Below are 16,525 nucleotides of genomic sequence, written 5' to 3'. Positions count from 1 at the left end.
GACCTGACATGAGCAAGACACGTATTGCCTTTATCGGCGCCGGCAACATGGCCGCCAGCCTGATCGGTGGTTTGCGTGCCCAGGGCCTGGACGCCTCGCAGATCCGCGCCAGCGACCCGGGCGTCGAGACCCGCACCCGTATCCAGGCCGAGCACGGCATCGAAACCTTCGAGCACAACGCCCAGGCCATCGACGGCGCTGACGTCATCGTGCTGGCGGTCAAGCCGCAGGTCATGAAAACCGTGTGCCAGGCCCTGCAACCCCACCTGCAGGATGGCCAGCTGATCGTTTCCATCGCCGCCGGCATCACCTGTGCCAGCCTGCAAAGCTGGGTGGGCGCTCGCCCGGTGGTGCGCTGCATGCCCAATACCCCAGCGCTGCTGCGCCAGGGCGTAAGCGGCCTGTACGCCACCGCTGAAGTGTCCGACGCGCAGCGCCAGCAGGCCGAACAGCTGCTGTCGGCCGTCGGCACTGCCCTGTGGCTGGAGCAGGAACAACAACTGGACGCTGTGACCGCTGTATCCGGCAGCGGCCCTGCGTATTTCTTCCTGCTGATTGAGGCCATGACGGCAGCGGGCGAAAAACTCGGCCTGCCACGTGAAACCGCCTCCCAGCTGACCTTGCAGACTGCCCTTGGTGCTGCCCGCATGGCGGTTGCAAGCGATGTCGATGCCGCCGAGCTGCGCCGCCGCGTCACCTCGCCCGCCGGCACTACCGAAGCGGCCATCAAGTCGTTCCAGGCCAGCGGCTTCGAAGCCATCGTCGAGCAGGCACTGCAGGCTGCGGCCACGCGCTCCGCCGAGCTGGCCGAACAACTGGGCAAATAAGGAGCTTTAGATGAATGCACTGTCTGGCGCCGCGATCTTCGTGGTGCAAACCCTGGTCAGCCTCTACCTGGTGATCGTCCTGCTGCGTTTTGTCCTGCAACTGGTCAAAGCCAACTTCTATAACCCGCTGTGCCAGTTCGCTGTGCGTGCCACGCAGCCGCTGCTCAAGCCGATCCGCCGGATCATCCCCAGCATCGGCGGGCTGGACACCTCGTCGCTGTTGCTGGCGATCGTCATCCAGGCGCTGCTGATGGGCTTTGTGCTGATGGTCACCTACGGCACCTTCGGTGACGTCCTGCACCTGCTGATGTGGGCGATCATTGGCATCACCTCGCTGTTCCTGAAAATTTTCTGGGTGGCGATGATTGTCATGGTGATCGTGTCCTGGGTTGCCCCCAACAGTCACAACCCGGCAGCGGAACTGGCCTACCAGATCAGCGAACCGGTGCTGGCACCGTTCCGCCGCATCGTGCCCAACCTGGGCGGCATGGACATCTCGCCGATCTTCGCCTTCCTGGCGATCCAGGTAATCCAGTCGTTCGTCATGCCCCCGCTGGCCGCCTACGCAGGCATGCCACAAGAACTGTGGCGCATGATCTGACCCTGGTTGCTTCCAGCGGCAAGCCTCTGCTTGCCGCTGGGGGTAGCGCTCTTTAGACTTACGCCTCCGTCAAGCGTGAGCAGGGTCGATGTCCACTGTCTTTCCCGAAGATTCCGTCGGTCTGGTAGTACCGCAAACCGCCCGGTTCGATGAACCGCTGGCACTGGCTTGTGGCCGCTCCCTGGCCAGTTACGAGCTGGTCTACGAGACCTATGGCACCCTGAACGCCAGCGCAAGCAACGCCGTGCTGATCTGCCATGCCCTGTCCGGCCACCACCATGCCGCTGGCTATCATGCCGCCACCGACCGCAAACCAGGCTGGTGGGACAGCTGCATTGGCCCTGGCAAACCGATCGACACCAACCGCTTCTTCGTCGTCAGCCTGAACAACCTTGGCGGCTGCAACGGCAGCACCGGCCCCAGCAGCGTCAACCCGGCCACCGGCAAGCCTTATGGCGCCGACTTCCCGGTACTGACCGTAGAGGACTGGGTGCACAGCCAGGTGCGCCTGGGCGAGCGCCTGGGCATCCAGCAATGGGCCGCTGTGGTCGGCGGCAGCCTGGGCGGCATGCAGGCACTGCAATGGACCATCAGCTACCCGGAGCGTGTGCGCCATTGCGTCGACATCGCCTCGGCCCCCAAGCTGTCGGCGCAGAACATCGCCTTCAACGAAGTGGCTCGCCAGGCGATCCTCACCGACCCCGAATTCCACGGCGGTTCGTTCCAGGACCAGGGCGTGATTCCCAAACGCGGCCTGATGCTGGCACGCATGGTCGGCCATATCACCTACCTGTCCGACGACTCGATGGGCGAAAAATTCGGCCGCGAGCTGAAGAGCGACAAGCTCAACTACGACTTCCACAGCGTCGAGTTCCAGGTCGAAAGCTACCTGCGCTACCAGGGCGAGGAGTTTTCCGGCCGTTTCGATGCCAACACCTACCTGCTGATGACCAAGGCGCTGGACTATTTCGACCCGGCCGCAGCCCAAGGCGGCGACCTGGCCGCTACCCTGGCCCACGTCAAAGCGGATTACTGCATCATGTCGTTCACCACCGACTGGCGCTTCTCGCCGGCCCGTTCGCGCGAGATCGTCGACGCCCTGATGGCTGCACGCAAGAACGTCTGCTACCTGGAGATCGACTCGCCTTACGGGCACGATGCCTTCCTGATCCCTACACCTCGCTATATGCAGGGCTTCTCGAACTACATGAACCGCATTGTCATCTGAGGACAGCATGAGAGCCGATCTGGAAATCATCCACGACTGGATCCCCGCCGGCAGCCGGGTACTTGACCTGGGCTGCGGCAGCGGCGAACTGCTGGCCTCGCTGCGTGACCGTAAACAGGTCACCGGCTATGGCCTGGAAATCGACGCCGACAACATCGCAGCCTGCGTGGCCAAAGGCGTCAACGTTATCGAGCAGGACCTGGACAAGGGCCTGGGCAACTTTGCCAGCAACAGCTTCGACGTCGTGATCATGACCCAGGCCCTGCAGGCCGTGGAGTACCCCGACCGCATCCTCGACGAGATGCTGCGCGTGGGCCGCCAGTGCATCATCACCTTCCCCAACTTCGGCCACTGGCGCTGCCGCTGGTACCTGGCGACCAAAGGCCGCATGCCAGTATCGGACTTCATGCCGTATACCTGGTACAACACGCCGAACATCCACTTCTGCACCTTCGCCGACTTCGAAGAACTGGTGCACGAACGCAGGGCCAAGGTACTTGACCGCCTGGCCGTCGATCACTTGCACCGCAACGGGTGGGGTGGCCGGCTATGGCCTAATCTTCTAGGTGAAATCGGCATCTATCGCGTCAGCAGCCCGGCCCTGCAAGAACATCAGCTCGCCGTCTGACGCCCACTGGAGGAATCGCACCATGCGTCGCCTAGCCCTGTTCCTGTTCAGCCTGTGCCTGGCATTGCCGGTACTGGCTGCCGATGCCGCCCGGCCCGAGCGCAAGGAAGTGTTTGGCGACGTGACGGTGCACTACAGCGCATTCACATCAAGCATGCTCACACCCGAGGTGGCCGCAGCCACCGGCCTGGTGCGCAGCAAGAACCAGGGCGTGCTCAACATTGCCGTGCTCAAGGCCGGCAAGCCCGCCCCGGCGCTGGTCAGCGGCACAGTCAAGGACCTGACCGGGCGCAGCAGCCCGCTGTCATTCAAGCAGGTTACCGAACAGGGCGCGGTGTACTACATCGCTCAGTTCAAGATCGAACAGCCAGAAACCGTCACCTTCGACCTGAACATCGAAACCGGCGGCATCAGCAACTCCCTCAGTTTCAATCAGGAAGTTTTCCCAGGCGAATGATGAATTTCCAGCAACTCGTATTGGCCAGCCATAACGCCGGCAAACTCAAGGAACTCCAGGCCATGCTCGGCCAGTCCGTGCAGCTGCGCTCGATTGGTGAGTTCAGCCAGGTCGAGCCCGAAGAAACCGGCCTGTCGTTCGTCGAGAACGCCATCCTCAAGGCACGCAATGCCGCGCGTATTTCCGGCCTGCCCGCCTTGGCCGACGATTCCGGCCTGGCCGTGGACTTCCTCGGTGGGGCGCCGGGCATTTACTCGGCACGCTATGCCGACGGCAAGGGTGACGCGGCGAACAACGCCAAACTGCTCGAGGCCCTGAAAGACGTGCCCGAGGCCGAACGCGGCGCACAGTTCGTCTGCGTCCTGGCGCTGGTGCGCCATGCCGACGACCCGCTGCCGATCCTGTGCGAAGGCCTGTGGCACGGCAGCATCCTGTTCGAGGCCAGCGGTGAGCACGGCTTTGGCTATGACCCGCTGTTCTGGGTACCGGAGCGCAACTGCTCCAGCGCCGACCTGGCCCCTGTGGATAAAAACCAGCTCAGCCACCGCGCCCGTGCCATGGCCCTGCTGCGCCAACGTCTGGGCCTGGCATGATCGCAACGCTGTCTTCACCCGGCGCGGCGGGCTTTACCAGCCTGCCGCCGCTGGCGCTGTACATCCACATACCGTGGTGCGTGCGCAAATGCCCATATTGCGACTTCAACTCCCACGCTGCCGGGCCTGAACTGCCCGAAGACGCCTACGTCACAGCCCTGCTGGACGACCTGGACCAGGAGCAGGCCGCGGTACAGGGCCGCCCGATCAGCTCGATCTTCTTTGGTGGCGGTACGCCCAGCCTGTTCAGTGCCAACGCCTTGGGCCGGCTGCTACGCGGCGTGGAACAACGCATCCCGTTTGCCCCAGACATCGAAATCACGCTGGAGGCCAACCCGGGCACGTTCGAGCAGGACAAGTTCAAGGCCTACCGGCAAACCGGCATCAACCGCCTGTCCATCGGCGTACAGAGCTTCCAGGCCGCCAAGCTGGAGGCACTGGGGCGCATACACAATGGTGACGAAGCAGTCCGTGCCGCCGGCATGGCGCGTGCCGCGGGCTTCGACAACTTCAACATGGACCTGATGCATGGCCTGCCCGACCAATCACTGGATGACGCACTGGGCGACCTGCGACAGGCCATCGACCTTGGGCCGACGCACCTGTCTTGGTACCAGCTGACCGTGGAGCCGAACACGGTGTTCTGGAACCAGCCGCCAGAGCTGCCCGAAGACGACATCCTCTGGGACATCCAGGAAGCCGGCCAGGCATTGATGGCCAAGCACGGGTTCCGCCAGTACGAAGTCTCGGCCTACGCCCAGGCGGGCCGTGCTGCGCAACACAACCTCAACTACTGGCGTTTCGGCGACTTCATAGGTATTGGTGCCGGTGCCCACGGCAAACTGACCTTCGCCGACGGGCGCATCCTGCGCACCTGGAAAACCCGCCTGCCCAAGGACTACCTAAACCTGGCCAAACCGTTCAAGGCCGGCGAGAAGCTGCTGCCGGTCGACGAGCTGCCGTTCGAATTCCTGATGAACGCCCTGCGGCTTACCGATGGCGTGGAGGCCGAACTGTTCACCCAGCGCACGGGATTGCCGCTGGCACAGCTGCGCGAGGCACGCCGCGCCGCCGAACAAAAGGGCCTTTTACAGGTCGAACCGGATCGACTGGCAGCCACGCCAAGGGGCCAGTTGTTTCTCAATGACCTGCTGCAGTATTTCTTGACCTAAGGATGACCCATGGATCTGGTACTTGATCTGCTCGCGACGGTTTCCCGCTGGAGCCGCAGCAACCTGTCGGAGATTTCACTGGCCTTGGTAGGCTGCCTGCTGGTGCTGTTCGGCACCGATGTCAAAGCCTGGGCCGAGCAACGCCTGGGTGGGCTGGCGGGCGCACTGCGGGTGCCGTTCATGGCGCTGATGGTGGTGGTCGGCAGCGGTGCAGCGCTAATCTATGCCACGCCGTGGGTAGTGAAGGGGTTGGGCCAGTTCAACAACTACGCGCTGGCGCCGGTGTTGCTGGTGGTGCTGGTCTTGATTGGCGTGGTGGCTGATCGCAGGGGTTGATTCCACCTACAAAGGCCCTTGCAAGGGCCACTGCCTTGCTCAAAATCTTGACGGTTGCGTAATTTCTGTGGGGATGTTTGAGGTGAAGTCTCAGAGCCAAGGATACTCAGTCCTGGCGCTCACAAAAAAACCGCCTTTCTCAAGGCGGTTTTTTTCGCCTGCATTTCTGCAAGCACCAGCACATCGAAAGGCCAGATCAGCCGATCAATCCGCCTTCTCGAACTTCAAATCCCACACCCCATGCCCCAGCCGCTCACCGCGGCGCTCGAATTTGGTGATCGGGCGCTCTTCCGGGCGTGGCACGTAGGTGCCGTCAGCCGCACGGTTGCGGTAGCCCGGGGCGGCGCTCATCACTTCCAGCATGTACTCGGCATACGGTTCCCAGTCGGTGGCCATGTGGAACACGCCACCAGGCTTGAGCTTGCGACGGACCAGCTCGGCAAACTCAAGCTGTACGATGCGGCGCTTGTGGTGGCGCGCCTTGTGCCAAGGGTCGGGGAAGAACAGCATCAGGCGGTCGAGGCTGTTGTCCGCCACACAGCGGTTCAGCACTTCGATGGCATCGCAGTCGTACACACGCAGGTTCTTAAGCCCCTGGGTCAGTACGCCGTTGAGCAGCGCGCCTACACCCGGGCGGTGCACTTCCACACCGATGAAGTCCTGCTCAGGTGCGGCAGCAGCCATTTCCAGCAAGGAATGGCCCATGCCGAAGCCGATCTCCAGGGTGCGCGGCGCCGACCGGCCGAATACCTGGTCATAGTCCACCGGGCTGTCGGCCAGCGGCAGGATGTACAGCGGGCCGCCCTGATCCAGGCCGCGTTGCTGGCCTTCGGTCATGCGCCCGGCGCGCATCACGAAGCTCTTGATGCGGCGGTGTGGGCGGGCTTCGCCGTCGGGAGTGATCGGCGTATCGTGCGATTCAGTCATCAGGAGCTCTTACTTGATCAGACCATCCAGCGGCGAAGAGGCGCTGGCATAGAGTTTCTTCGGCATACGGCCGGCCAGGTAGGCCATACGACCGGCGACAATGGCGTGCTTCATGGCCTCGGCCATCAGCACCGGCTGCTGGGCGTGGGCGATGGCCGAGTTCATCAGCACCGCCTCGCAACCCATTTCCATGGCGATGGTGGCGTCGGAAGCAGTACCTACGCCGGCATCGACCAGCACCGGCACCTTGGACTCTTCCAGAATGATCTGCAGGTTGTAGGGGTTGCAGATACCCAGGCCAGTGCCAATCAGGCCAGCCAGCGGCATGACCGCGATGCAGCCGGCTTCAGCCAGCTGGCGGGCGATGATCGGGTCGTCGCTGGTGTACACCATCACGTCGAAACCTTCCTTGACCAGCACTTCGGCGGCCTTGAGGGTTTCGATCACATTGGGGAACAGGGTTTTCTGGTCGGCCAGCACTTCCAGCTTTACCAGCGTCCGGGACTCGTGCGATTTGCGCCCGTCGAGCAGTTCGCGGGCCAGACGGCAGGTACGTACCGCTTCTACCGCGTCAAAGCAGCCTGCAGTGTTCGGCAGGATGGTGTACTTGTCGGGCGACAGTACGTCGAGCAGGTTCGGCTCGCCCGCATTCTGACCAAGGTTGGTGCGGCGCACGGCGACGGTGACGATTTCGGCACCCGAGGCCTCGGTGGCCAGGCGGGTTTCTTCCATGTCACGGTACTTGCCGGTACCGACCAGCAGGCGCGACTGAAAAGTGCGCCCGGCCAGGGTGAAGGGCTTGTCGCTACGAACGTTGCTCATCGTTGTTCCTCGGGAAAAGGTTGCTGGGCTTGCTTGTAAACCGCCGGGCTGCTGTCAGCCGCCACCGATGGCGTGGACCACTTCGACCTGGTCGCCGTCGTTCAGCAGCGTGCTGTCGTGCTGGCTACGCGGCACGATATCCAGGTTCAGTTCCACTGCCACACGGCGCCCGGCCAGCTCCAGGCGCGTCAGCAGGGCTGCAACGCTTTCGCCAGCAGGCAGTTCGTAAGGTTCACCGTTCAGTTGAATGCGCATGCGCACGGCCACCATTGTTCTTTGGGGCCCGCATTCTAGCGCCGAACCGGCCTGCAACCCAAGGCCGGTGCACGCCATTAGTCGCGATTGTGGACCACTCGGTCAGCCCAGTCGCCAAGCTGCCAGGCCCAGGCACAGCCAGCCGGCCAGGAAGCACAGGCCGCCAATCGGGGTGATCATGCCCAGCTTGCCCACCCCGCTGAGGGTCAGCAGGTACAGGCTGCCGGAAAACAGCACTATCCCTAGCGCAAACAGGCCGCCAGCCCAGCCAACCAGGCGCCCGGGCAGGTGCGCCGAGAGCACGGCGACACCGAAGATCGCCAGGGCATGCACCAGCTGGTAGGTCACGCCAGTGTGGAAGATCGCCAGGTAGTCTGCCGTCAGCCGGCTTTTCAGGCCATGGGCGGCGAAGGCACCCAGGGCGACCCCGGTAAAGCCGAAAAAGGCGGCAAGCATCAGGAAGCTGCGAAGCATGGGACGACTCCTTGTATCGGGTCTGTATAATGGCCCCTTCCACCCGTACGGCCAAGCCATCGCCATGCTGCCAACCTTTATCCGTCGCCTCTTCCGCGCCCTGCTCTGGTTCGCTGCCGGCAGCGTCGTGCTGGTACTGGTGTTCCGCTGGGTGCCACCGCCCGGCACGGCGCTGATGCTCGAGCGAAAGGTCCAGTCCTGGGTTAATGGCGAGCCGATCGACCTGCAGCGCGACTGGGAGCCGTGGGAGAACATCTCCGATGAGCTCAAGGTCGCGGTCATTGCTGGCGAGGACCAAAAATTCGCCACTCACTGGGGGTTCGACATCCCGGCCATCCAGGCGGCGCTGGCCTACAACGAGCGTGGCGGCAATGTGCGCGGGGCCAGCACCCTGACCCAGCAAGTGGCCAAGAACCTGTTCCTGTGGTCCGGGCGCAGTTGGTTCCGTAAAGGGCTAGAGGCCTGGTTCACCGCGCTGATTGAGCTGTTCTGGTCGAAAGAGCGCATTCTCGAGGTTTACCTGAACAGTGCCGAATGGGGCAAGGGCGTGTTTGGTGCGCAGGCGGCGGCGCGCTATCACTTTGGTGTCGATGCCAGCCGACTCAGCCGCCAGCAGGCCGCACAACTGGCTGCGGTGCTGCCAAGCCCGATCAAGTGGAGTGCCAGCAGGCCAAGTACCTACGTGGCCAGCCGGGCTGGCTGGATTCGCCGGCAAATGAGCCAGTTGGGCGGGCCCGGTTACCTGATGCAGCTGGATACATCGCGCAAGCCTTGAGTTTTGCGGTGATGCGCAAATCGAGCGCCGCCCGCGCGGCGCTCGATCTCACGGGCGTCACAACATTCACGCCGAGCACAAAAAAGCCGCTCGCCCCATCGGGGCCAGCGGCTTTCTCTACAACCAAGGCTCGATCAGGCTGCGATCAGTGCCTTGACCTTGTTCATCGCATTCTTCTCCAGCTGGCGAATCCGCTCAGCCGATACGCTGTACTTGTCGGCCAGCTCATGCAACGTGGCCTTCTCTTCCGCCAGCCAGCGCTGGTAGAGAATATCGCGGCTACGTTCGTCCAGACCTTGCAGTGCCTCGTGCAGGTTGCTGGTGGAGTTGTCGCTCCAATCGGCATCTTCCAACTGCACCGCCGGGTCGTAACGGTGGTCTTCCAGGTAATGCGCAGGCGACTGGAAGGCGCTGTCGTCGTCAGCTTCTGCTGCCGGGTCGAAGGCCATGTCCTGGCCACTGAGGCGGCTTTCCATCTCGCGCACTTCACGCGGCTCGACACCAAGGCTTTCTGCCACGCGATGCACTTCGTCGTTGTTCAGCCAGGCAAGACGCTTCTTCTGGCTGCGCAGGTTGAAGAACAGCTTGCGCTGGGCCTTGGTGGTGGCCACCTTGACGATGCGCCAGTTGCGCAGGATGAACTCGTGGATTTCTGCCTTGATCCAGTGCACGGCGAAAGACACCAGGCGCACGCCCATCTCCGGGTTGAAGCGCTTGACGGCTTTCATCAGGCCGACGTTGCCTTCCTGGATCAGGTCGGCCTGGGCCAGCCCGTAGCCTGCATAGCTACGGGCGATGTGTACGACGAAACGCAGGTGGGCCATCACCATTTGACGAGCGGCCTCGACATCCTGCTCATAATAGAGACGCTCGCCCAGATCACGCTCCTGCTCGACCGTCAGCAGCGGAATGCTGTTGACCGTGTGCACATAGGCTTCCAGGTTTGCACCGGGTACCAGGGCATAGGCAGGTTGCAACGATGTGGTCATTCAAGAACCTCCGACTTACTAAACTCGCGCCTTGTGGGCACTACCAACATTGACCTGGAACGACGGTACAAGTTCCGTAGTGAAGAAAATGTCAATGCTGGCACGTAAAAACTATCGCGGCGCCAGCTCGTTCAAGTGGCGGGCGACGGCAATCCATGCACCGATATACCCCAACAACACCGCTCCGATCAAGAGCGACAGACCATCGGACGCCGGCACCCCACCCAGGGCGAAGTCACTGCCGTACAGCCCGGAAAGCCCTACCACCGCGTCGTTGAGCCAGTTCAGGCCAAACGCCAGGATACCCCAAGCCAGCAGGCCCGCACCCAGGCCATACAGGGCGCCCATGTACAGGAAAGGCCGGCGCACGTAGGCGTCAGTGCCGCCTACCAGCTTGATCACTTCGATTTCCACACGGCGGTTTTCAATGTGTAGACGAATTGTGTTACCGATTACTAACAGAAGCGCAGAAATCAGCATCACGGCCAGGCCGAAGACAAAGCGGTCACCCAGTTTGAGGATTGCCGCCAGGCGCTCGACCCACACCAGGTCCAGTTGCGCCACTTCCACCCGCGGCAGCTCCGACAGGCGCTGACGCAAGGCGTCCAGGGCCGGCTTGTCGACCTCGGTCGGGGTCACTACCACCACCCCTGGTAGCGGGTTGTCGGGCAGTTCGCGCAGGGCCTCGCCCAGACCGGACTGCTGCTGGAATTCTTCCAGTGCCTGCTCGCGGCTGACGAATTGCGCGTCCGCCACACCCGGCATGCCCTTGATCTCGTCGCGCAGCGCTTCGCCATCGCGGCTGCCAGCATCGAGCTTGAGGTACAGCGATATTTGCGCAGCGCGCTGCCACGAACCGCCAAGCTGCTCGACGTTCTTCAGCAGCAACGACAGGCCCATGGGCATGCTCAGCGCCACCGCCATCACCAGGCAGGTGAAAAAGCTGCCGATCGGCTGCTTGCCCAGGCGGCGCAGGCTGTCGGCCATGCTGGCACGGTGGCTTTCCAGCCAGGCATGCAGCAGCGTACGGAAATCCGGGCCGTCATCGTCTTCGCCGCGCTTTTTCTTCGTCGGCTGCGGGTCGGCAGGCTTTGGCGCAACCCGCTCGGAAACCTTCGGCGTACGTGTAGTGCTCATTGCCCGGCCTCCCCATCGCCGATCAAGCGGCCGCGCTGCAAGGTCAGCATGCGGTGGCGCATGCGCGCAATCAGTGCCAGGTCGTGGCTGGCGATCAATACCGTGGTCCCCAGGCGGTTGATGTCCTCGAACACACCCATGATCTCTGCTGCCAGGCGCGGGTCGAGGTTACCGGTGGGTTCGTCGGCCAGCAGCAGGGCCGGCTGGTGAACGATGGCGCGGGCGATACCCACCCGCTGCTGCTGCCCGGTAGACAGGTCGGCCGGGAACAGCTCGCCCTTGTCGGCCAGCGAGACACGCTCCAGGGCCGAGTCCACACGTTTGGCGATCTCGGCCTTGGACAGGCCAAGAATCTGCAGGGGCAAGGCGATGTTGTTGAACACAGTGCGGTCGAACAACAATTGGTGGTTCTGGAACACCACGCCGATCTGCCGACGCAGGAACGGGATCTGCGCATTGCTGATCTGGCCCAGGTCCTGCCCTGCCAGCATGAGCTTGCCGCTGGTCGGGCGCTCCATGGCCAGCAACAGACGCAGCAAGGTGCTCTTGCCAGCGCCCGAGTGGCCGGTGACGAACAGGAATTCGCCCCGGCGCGCCCGGAAACTCAGCTCATGCAAACCCACATGACCGTTGGGATAGCGCTTGGCAACCTGTTCGAATCGGATCATGGTCAGTCTCGCTCGGCGAACAGAGCCTTCACGAACGGCTCGGCTTCGAAGGTGCGCAGGTCATCGATACCTTCACCGACACCGATGAAGCGAATCGGGATGTTGAACTGCTTGGCCAGGGCGAAGATCACCCCGCCTTTGGCAGTGCCGTCCAGCTTGGTCAGGGCCAGACCGGTCAGTTCGACGCTCTGGTTGAAGTACTTGGCCTGGCTGATGGCGTTCTGGCCGGTGCCGGCATCGAGTACCAGCAACACCTCGTGCGGTGCGTCGGCGTCCAGCTTGCCGATGACCCGGCGGACCTTTTTCAGCTCCTCCATCAGGTTGTCTTTGGTGTGCAGGCGGCCGGCAGTGTCGGCGATCAGCACGTCGGCGCCACGGGCCTTGGCGGCCTGCACTGCGTCGAAGATCACCGACGCAGAGTCGGCGCCGGTATGCTGGGCAATCACCGGAATCTGATTACGCTCGCCCCACACCTGCAACTGCTCGACCGCCGCAGCACGGAAGGTGTCACCGGCAGCCAGCATCACTTTCTTGCCTTCGAGCTGCAGTTTTTTCGCCAGTTTGCCGATGGTGGTGGTCTTGCCGGCGCCGTTCACGCCGACCACCAGGATCACATAGGGTTTGTTCTGCGCCTGCACTTTCAGCGGCTGCTCGACCGGGCGCAGCAGCGCGGCCAGTTCTTCCTGCAGCGACTTGTACAGCGCGTCGGCGTCGGCCAGCTGCTTGCGTGCGACCTTCTGGGTCAGGTTCTGGACGATGGCCGAGGTGGCTTCTACACCGACGTCGGCGGTCAGCAGGCGCGTCTCGATTTCGTCGAGCAGGTCATCGTCGATGACCTTCTTGCCGAGGAACAGGCTGGCCATGCCTTCGCCGATGCTGGCGCTGGTCTTGGACAAGCCCTGCTTGAGGCGGGCAAAGAAGCCGGGTTTGGCTTGTTCGGCAACGGTTGCGGCAGCGACAGGCTCGGGCTCTGCCTGCACGGGCTCTGCTACCGGACGCTCGGGAATCGCTGGCGGGGCCTTAGGCTCCAGGTCAGGGACGAGCGCGACGGGCTCCTCGGCAACGGGCAGGACCAGGTTGCTGACCGGGGGTTCGACAGCCTGAAGGGCCGGGGCTGCAACTGGCGCAGGGGTTTCGAGCTGCGGGGCCGCAGGTTCCGCATTCGCGGGCACGCCCGCTCCCACAGGGGCGGGGGCCGGCTCAGGAGCTGGGGTAACCACCGGGGCAGGTGCTGGCTCAGGGACCGGGGCAACCACCGGGGCAGGTACTGGCTCAGGAACCGGGGCAGCCACCGGGGCAGGTGCTGGCTCAGCAGCCCGAGGGGCCTCAGTTGCAGTTGCGGGTGCTTCAGCAACCACCGGCTCGACCGGAGCAGCTTCAGGGTGCTCGACGGCAGACGGCGGCGCTACAGGCTCTGCAGCCTGGGATTCAGGGACTTGTGGCTGTTCGGCGACAGGTTGCTGCGGCTTCTTGCGAAACCAGCTGAACAGGCCTTTCTTCTCGCCAGCCTCGGCCGGCGCTTTTTTGTCGTCGTTGGAACCAAACATGGAGGACGGCTATCTCAGGGTAGCGATGAGCCAGCAATGGCACATCGGGAATTCTCTCTACGCAGAACAGACTATCTTGAAGCCGGCTGGTTCATGCGCAACGTTTTGTCGTAGTGTCCTGTGGGCCAGAACGGCGACAGGCATGGTCGCCAGGCAACCGGATCAGTATCCTAGCACCTCCTGGCCCGTCGACGCTAAACCCAGCGGGCCGCCGAACAGGTTAAACACCTTATGAATGCTCTAGCCCGCCGCGCCGCTGGCCTGTTGCTCGGCACGCTGTGCCTGCCACTGGCCGCCTTCGCCGCCGATGTGCAGCCCACCCACGAATTCATCCTCGACAATGGCCTGAAGGTGGTCGTGCGCGAAGACCATCGCGCGCCGGTGGTGGTCTCGCAGATCTGGTACAAGGTCGGCTCCAGCTACGAAACCCCCGGCCAGACCGGCTTGTCTCATGCGCTGGAACACATGATGTTCAAGGGCAGCGCCAAGGTCGGCCCCGGCGAAGCTTCACGCATCCTGCGTGACCTGGGCGCCGAAGAAAACGCCTTTACCAGCGACGACTACACCGCCTATTACCAAGTACTGGCCCGTGACCGCTTGCCGGTCGCCCTGGAGCTGGAGGCCGACCGCTTGGCCAGCCTGCGCCTGCCGGCCGACGAATTCAGCCGCGAAATCGAGGTGATCAAGGAAGAGCGCCGCCTGCGCACCGACGATCAGCCCAATTCCAAGGCGTTCGAGCTGTTCCGCGCCATGGCCTATCCGGCCAGCGGCTACCACACGCCGACCATCGGCTGGATGGCCGACCTGGAGCGCATGAAGGTCGAAGAGCTGCGCCACTGGTACGAATCCTGGTACGCCCCCAACAATGCCACTCTGGTGGTGGTCGGCGATGTCACCGCCGACGAGGTCAAGGGCCTGGCGCAGAAGTACTTCGGCAGCATTCCCAAGCGTGCCGTACCGCCAGCCAAACTGCCCCTGGAGCTGGCCGAACCTGGCCAGCGCCAGCTGACCCTGCACGTACGCACCCAACTGCCCAGCCTGATCTATGGCTTCAACGTGCCCGGCCTGCCCACCGCCAAAGATCCGCGCACCGTGCATGCCCTGCGCCTGATCTCGGCACTGCTCGACGGCGGTTACAGCGCGCGCATGCCGGCACGCCTGGAGCGTGGCCAGGAGCTGGTCGCCGGCGCCTCGTCCAGCTACAACGCCTTCACCCGCGGCGACAGCCTGTTCCTGATCTCGGCCACGCCGAATGTGCAGAAGCAGAAAACCCTCGACGATGTGGAAAGAGGCATCTGGCAATTGCTTGAAGAACTCAAGACCACCCCGCCCAGCGCCGAAGAGCTCGAACGCGTGCGCGCTCAAGTCATTGCGGGCCTGGTCTACGACCGTGACTCCATCAGCAGCCAGGCCACCACCATCGGCCAGCTGGAAACCGTCGGCCTGTCCTGGAAACTGATCGACAGCGAGCTGGACGAGCTCAAGCAAGTCACCCCGCAGGACATCCAGAGCGCCGCGCGCACCTATTTCACCCGTGAACGCCTGAGCGTTGCCCATGTACTGCCCGAGGAGTCCGCTCATGAGTGATCGTCGCGCACCACGCCCAACCCTGCTGGCCACCGGCATCCGCGCCCTGGCGCTGGCGGCAGTGCTGGCCGCACCGGCCATGGCCGACAACTCCGCCAAGGCTGACAACAACGCCGCCCGGCCGGCCAACACGTTGCAGTCGCTGGCCGAGCTGGATGGCAAGGCCCCCAGCCGGCGCCAGCTGAACATTCAGCACTGGAGCACCGCTGAGGGTGCCCGGGTGCTGTTCGTCGAAGCCCGCGAACTGCCGATGTTCGACCTGCGCGTCACCTTCGCCGCCGGCAGCAGCCAGGACGGTGGAACACCCGGCGTGGCGGCGCTGACCAACGCCATGCTCAACGAGGGTGTGGCCGGTAAGGACGTAACCGCCATCGCCGAAGGTTTTGAAGGCCTGGGCGCAGACTTTGGCAACGGCTCCTACCGCGACATGGCTGTGGCGTCGCTGCGCAGCCTCAGCGCCAAGGACAAACGTGAGCCTGCGCTCAAACTGTTCACCGAAGTGGCAGGCAAGCCGACCTTCCCCGAGGACGCCCTCAAGCGCATCAAGAACCAGATGCTGGCCGGCTTTGAATACGAAAAGCAGAACCCCGGCAAGATCGCGGGCAAGGCCCTGTTCGGCAACCTTTATGGTGACCACCCCTACGCCCACCCAAGCGATGGCACCGCAGAAACCATCAACGGCATTACCCTGGAACAATTGCGTGCCTTCCACGCCAAGGCTTATACCGGTGGCAACGCGGTGATCGCACTGGTCGGCGACCTCAGCCGGGCCGAGGCCGAAGCCATCGCTGCCCAGGTTTCGGCAGGCCTGCCCAAGGGCCCGGCGCTTGCCGCGCCGGCCCAGCCCAGCGAAGCCAAGGCTGGCCTGACCCACATCGACTTCCCGTCCAAACAGACCCACCTGATGCTGGCAGAACTGGGTATCGACCGCCAAGACCCGGATTGGCCAGCCTTGTCGCTGGGCAACCAGATCCTCGGCGGTGGTGCCTTCGGTACCCGGCTGATGAGCGAAGTGCGTGAAAAGCGTGGCCTGACCTACGGCGTGTACTCGGTGTTCAGCCCCATGCAGGTGCGTGGCCCGTTCATGATCAACCTGCAGACCCGTGCCGAGCTCAGTGAAGGCACGCTCAAGCTGGTGCAGGGCATACTTGCCGACTACCTCTCGACAGGCCCCACACAGCAAGAGCTTGACGATGCCAAGCGCGAACTGGCCGGCAGCTTCCCGCTGTCCAATGCCAGCAACGCCAGCATCGTCGGCCAATTGGGTGCAATCGGTTTCTACAATCTGCCGCTGACCTGGCTGGAAGACTTCATGCAGCAGTCCCAGGCCCTCACCGTCGAGCAGGTCAAGGCAGCCATGAACAAACACCTGTCAGCCGATAAACTGGTGATCGTCACCGTGGGCCCGAAAGTGCCACAGAAACCCCTGCCAGCACCTACTGAAAAGCCCTCCGAGCAAGCGCTCGGGGTACCGGAGCACTAATGCCAAGATCCACCCCTCC

At 63.3% G+C, this 16,525-nt stretch carries 19 protein-coding genes; 11 read left to right on the top strand and 8 right to left on the bottom strand.

Annotation, left to right across the window (positions count from 1 at the left end; genetic code table 11):
• The first annotated feature begins 8 nt into the window (after positions 1-8).
• From proC to AC07XM_RS07370, 8 genes are all read left to right on the top strand, one after another.
• Positions 9-827, top strand: a complete 819-nt coding sequence (proC, locus tag AC07XM_RS07405; RefSeq protein WP_016489638.1) for a pyrroline-5-carboxylate reductase — start codon at positions 9-11, stop codon at positions 825-827.
• A 10-nt stretch (positions 828-837) separates the two neighbouring features.
• Positions 838-1,428: a YggT family protein gene (locus AC07XM_RS07400; RefSeq protein WP_016489639.1), complete on the top strand. Its 591-nt coding sequence runs from the start codon at positions 838-840 to the stop codon at positions 1,426-1,428.
• Positions 1,429-1,516: 88 nt separating this feature from the next.
• Complete coding sequence (gene metX, locus AC07XM_RS07395) at positions 1,517-2,656, top strand: homoserine O-succinyltransferase MetX (RefSeq protein ID WP_016489640.1); 1,140 nt, start codon at positions 1,517-1,519, stop codon at positions 2,654-2,656.
• Between the two features lie 7 nt (positions 2,657-2,663).
• Positions 2,664-3,284 (top strand): methionine biosynthesis protein MetW, encoded by a 621-nt coding sequence (gene metW, locus AC07XM_RS07390; protein WP_016489641.1) that lies wholly within the window; start codon positions 2,664-2,666, stop codon positions 3,282-3,284.
• A gap of 22 nt (positions 3,285-3,306) precedes the next feature.
• Positions 3,307-3,741: a DUF4426 domain-containing protein gene (locus AC07XM_RS07385; RefSeq protein WP_016489642.1), complete on the top strand. Its 435-nt coding sequence runs from the start codon at positions 3,307-3,309 to the stop codon at positions 3,739-3,741.
• Positions 3,738-4,334, top strand: coding sequence for an RdgB/HAM1 family non-canonical purine NTP pyrophosphatase (gene rdgB / locus AC07XM_RS07380; protein ID WP_019097207.1), 597 nt, complete (start codon positions 3,738-3,740; stop codon positions 4,332-4,334). Before AC07XM_RS07385 ends, rdgB begins: the two co-directional genes overlap by 4 nt.
• On the top strand, positions 4,331-5,506 hold the full coding sequence (gene hemW / locus AC07XM_RS07375; RefSeq protein WP_016489644.1) for a radical SAM family heme chaperone HemW: 1,176 nt from the start codon (positions 4,331-4,333) through the stop codon (positions 5,504-5,506). The genes rdgB and hemW overlap by 4 nt, the downstream gene beginning before the upstream one ends.
• 9 nt (positions 5,507-5,515) lie before the next feature.
• Positions 5,516-5,842, top strand: coding sequence for a DUF3392 family protein (locus tag AC07XM_RS07370; protein ID WP_016489645.1), 327 nt, complete (start codon positions 5,516-5,518; stop codon positions 5,840-5,842).
• 204 nt (positions 5,843-6,046) lie between these two features.
• On the opposite strand, the gene trmB is transcribed toward AC07XM_RS07370, so the two are convergent.
• The 4 genes from trmB to AC07XM_RS07350 all read right to left on the bottom strand — a co-directional run bounded on the left by trmB (position 6,047) and on the right by AC07XM_RS07350 (position 8,320).
• Positions 6,047-6,769, bottom strand: a complete 723-nt coding sequence (trmB, locus tag AC07XM_RS07365) for a tRNA (guanosine(46)-N7)-methyltransferase TrmB (protein ID WP_060516925.1) — start codon at positions 6,767-6,769, stop codon at positions 6,047-6,049.
• A gap of 9 nt (positions 6,770-6,778) precedes the next feature.
• Positions 6,779-7,591, bottom strand: a complete 813-nt coding sequence (locus AC07XM_RS07360) for a thiazole synthase (RefSeq protein WP_016489647.1) — start codon at positions 7,589-7,591, stop codon at positions 6,779-6,781.
• 54 nt (positions 7,592-7,645) lie between these two features.
• Positions 7,646-7,846 (bottom strand): sulfur carrier protein ThiS, encoded by a 201-nt coding sequence (thiS, locus tag AC07XM_RS07355; protein ID WP_012274654.1) that lies wholly within the window; start codon positions 7,844-7,846, stop codon positions 7,646-7,648.
• A gap of 102 nt (positions 7,847-7,948) precedes the next feature.
• Positions 7,949-8,320, bottom strand: a complete 372-nt coding sequence (locus AC07XM_RS07350) for a DUF423 domain-containing protein (protein ID WP_016489649.1) — start codon at positions 8,318-8,320, stop codon at positions 7,949-7,951.
• A 64-nt stretch (positions 8,321-8,384) separates the two neighbouring features.
• Here AC07XM_RS07350 and mtgA point away from each other — a divergent pair, with 64 nt between their 5' ends.
• Positions 8,385-9,095 carry a monofunctional biosynthetic peptidoglycan transglycosylase gene (mtgA, locus tag AC07XM_RS07345; RefSeq protein ID WP_102689687.1) on the top strand — a complete coding sequence of 237 codons (711 nt, stop codon included), beginning with the start codon at positions 8,385-8,387 and terminating at the stop codon, positions 9,093-9,095.
• Between the two features lie 134 nt (positions 9,096-9,229).
• On the opposite strand, the gene rpoH is transcribed toward mtgA, so the two are convergent.
• The 4 genes from rpoH to ftsY all read right to left on the bottom strand — a co-directional run bounded on the left by rpoH (position 9,230) and on the right by ftsY (position 13,436).
• Positions 9,230-10,084 carry an RNA polymerase sigma factor RpoH gene (rpoH, locus tag AC07XM_RS07340; protein ID WP_003249083.1) on the bottom strand — a complete coding sequence of 285 codons (855 nt, stop codon included), beginning with the start codon at positions 10,082-10,084 and terminating at the stop codon, positions 9,230-9,232.
• A gap of 111 nt (positions 10,085-10,195) precedes the next feature.
• Positions 10,196-11,221 carry a permease-like cell division protein FtsX gene (gene ftsX / locus AC07XM_RS07335; protein WP_016489651.1) on the bottom strand — a complete coding sequence of 342 codons (1,026 nt, stop codon included), beginning with the start codon at positions 11,219-11,221 and terminating at the stop codon, positions 10,196-10,198.
• The gene (gene ftsE, locus AC07XM_RS07330) at positions 11,218-11,889 is read right to left on the bottom strand and encodes a cell division ATP-binding protein FtsE (RefSeq protein ID WP_009684915.1); all 672 of its coding nucleotides are present in this window, start codon (positions 11,887-11,889) and stop codon (positions 11,218-11,220) included. Before ftsE ends, ftsX begins: the two co-directional genes overlap by 4 nt.
• Before the next feature lie 2 nt (positions 11,890-11,891).
• Positions 11,892-13,436 carry a signal recognition particle-docking protein FtsY gene (ftsY, locus tag AC07XM_RS07325; protein ID WP_096426876.1) on the bottom strand — a complete coding sequence of 515 codons (1,545 nt, stop codon included), beginning with the start codon at positions 13,434-13,436 and terminating at the stop codon, positions 11,892-11,894.
• Positions 13,437-13,667: 231 nt separating this feature from the next.
• Here ftsY and AC07XM_RS07320 point away from each other — a divergent pair, with 231 nt between their 5' ends.
• Both AC07XM_RS07320 and AC07XM_RS07315 read left to right on the top strand, forming a co-directional pair.
• Positions 13,668-15,023, top strand: a complete 1,356-nt coding sequence (locus tag AC07XM_RS07320) for a M16 family metallopeptidase (RefSeq protein ID WP_102689685.1) — start codon at positions 13,668-13,670, stop codon at positions 15,021-15,023.
• Positions 15,016-16,506: a M16 family metallopeptidase gene (locus AC07XM_RS07315; protein WP_102689686.1), complete on the top strand. Its 1,491-nt coding sequence runs from the start codon at positions 15,016-15,018 to the stop codon at positions 16,504-16,506. Before AC07XM_RS07320 ends, AC07XM_RS07315 begins: the two co-directional genes overlap by 8 nt.
• Positions 16,507-16,525: the final 19 nt, after the last annotated feature.

It is taken from the genome of Pseudomonas sp. GW460-LB5 (assembly GCF_059423245.1).
This window is presented reverse-complemented; position numbering and strand designations above follow the sequence as displayed.

Coding starts and splice junctions, on each gene's coding strand:
- AC07XM_RS07320 (WP_102689685.1), top strand. CDS start 13,668: ATGAATGCTCTAGCCCGCCGCGCCGCTGGCCTGTTGCTCGGCACGCTG.
- ftsE (WP_009684915.1), bottom strand. CDS start 11,889: ATGATCCGATTCGAACAGGTTGCCAAGCGCTATCCCAACGGTCATGTG.
- trmB (WP_060516925.1), bottom strand. CDS start 6,769: ATGACTGAATCGCACGATACGCCGATCACTCCCGACGGCGAAGCCCGC.
- hemW (WP_016489644.1), top strand. CDS start 4,331: ATGATCGCAACGCTGTCTTCACCCGGCGCGGCGGGCTTTACCAGCCTG.
- AC07XM_RS07315 (WP_102689686.1), top strand. CDS start 15,016: ATGAGTGATCGTCGCGCACCACGCCCAACCCTGCTGGCCACCGGCATC.
- rpoH (WP_003249083.1), bottom strand. CDS start 10,084: ATGACCACATCGTTGCAACCTGCCTATGCCCTGGTACCCGGTGCAAAC.
- metW (WP_016489641.1), top strand. CDS start 2,664: ATGAGAGCCGATCTGGAAATCATCCACGACTGGATCCCCGCCGGCAGC.
- ftsY (WP_096426876.1), bottom strand. CDS start 13,436: ATGTTTGGTTCCAACGACGACAAAAAAGCGCCGGCCGAGGCTGGCGAG.
- AC07XM_RS07370 (WP_016489645.1), top strand. CDS start 5,516: ATGGATCTGGTACTTGATCTGCTCGCGACGGTTTCCCGCTGGAGCCGC.
- ftsX (WP_016489651.1), bottom strand. CDS start 11,221: ATGAGCACTACACGTACGCCGAAGGTTTCCGAGCGGGTTGCGCCAAAG.
- metX (WP_016489640.1), top strand. CDS start 1,517: ATGTCCACTGTCTTTCCCGAAGATTCCGTCGGTCTGGTAGTACCGCAA.
- AC07XM_RS07360 (WP_016489647.1), bottom strand. CDS start 7,591: ATGAGCAACGTTCGTAGCGACAAGCCCTTCACCCTGGCCGGGCGCACT.
- rdgB (WP_019097207.1), top strand. CDS start 3,738: ATGATGAATTTCCAGCAACTCGTATTGGCCAGCCATAACGCCGGCAAA.
- proC (WP_016489638.1), top strand. CDS start 9: ATGAGCAAGACACGTATTGCCTTTATCGGCGCCGGCAACATGGCCGCC.
- mtgA (WP_102689687.1), top strand. CDS start 8,385: ATGCTGCCAACCTTTATCCGTCGCCTCTTCCGCGCCCTGCTCTGGTTC.
- AC07XM_RS07385 (WP_016489642.1), top strand. CDS start 3,307: ATGCGTCGCCTAGCCCTGTTCCTGTTCAGCCTGTGCCTGGCATTGCCG.
- AC07XM_RS07400 (WP_016489639.1), top strand. CDS start 838: ATGAATGCACTGTCTGGCGCCGCGATCTTCGTGGTGCAAACCCTGGTC.
- thiS (WP_012274654.1), bottom strand. CDS start 7,846: ATGCGCATTCAACTGAACGGTGAACCTTACGAACTGCCTGCTGGCGAA.
- AC07XM_RS07350 (WP_016489649.1), bottom strand. CDS start 8,320: ATGCTTCGCAGCTTCCTGATGCTTGCCGCCTTTTTCGGCTTTACCGGG.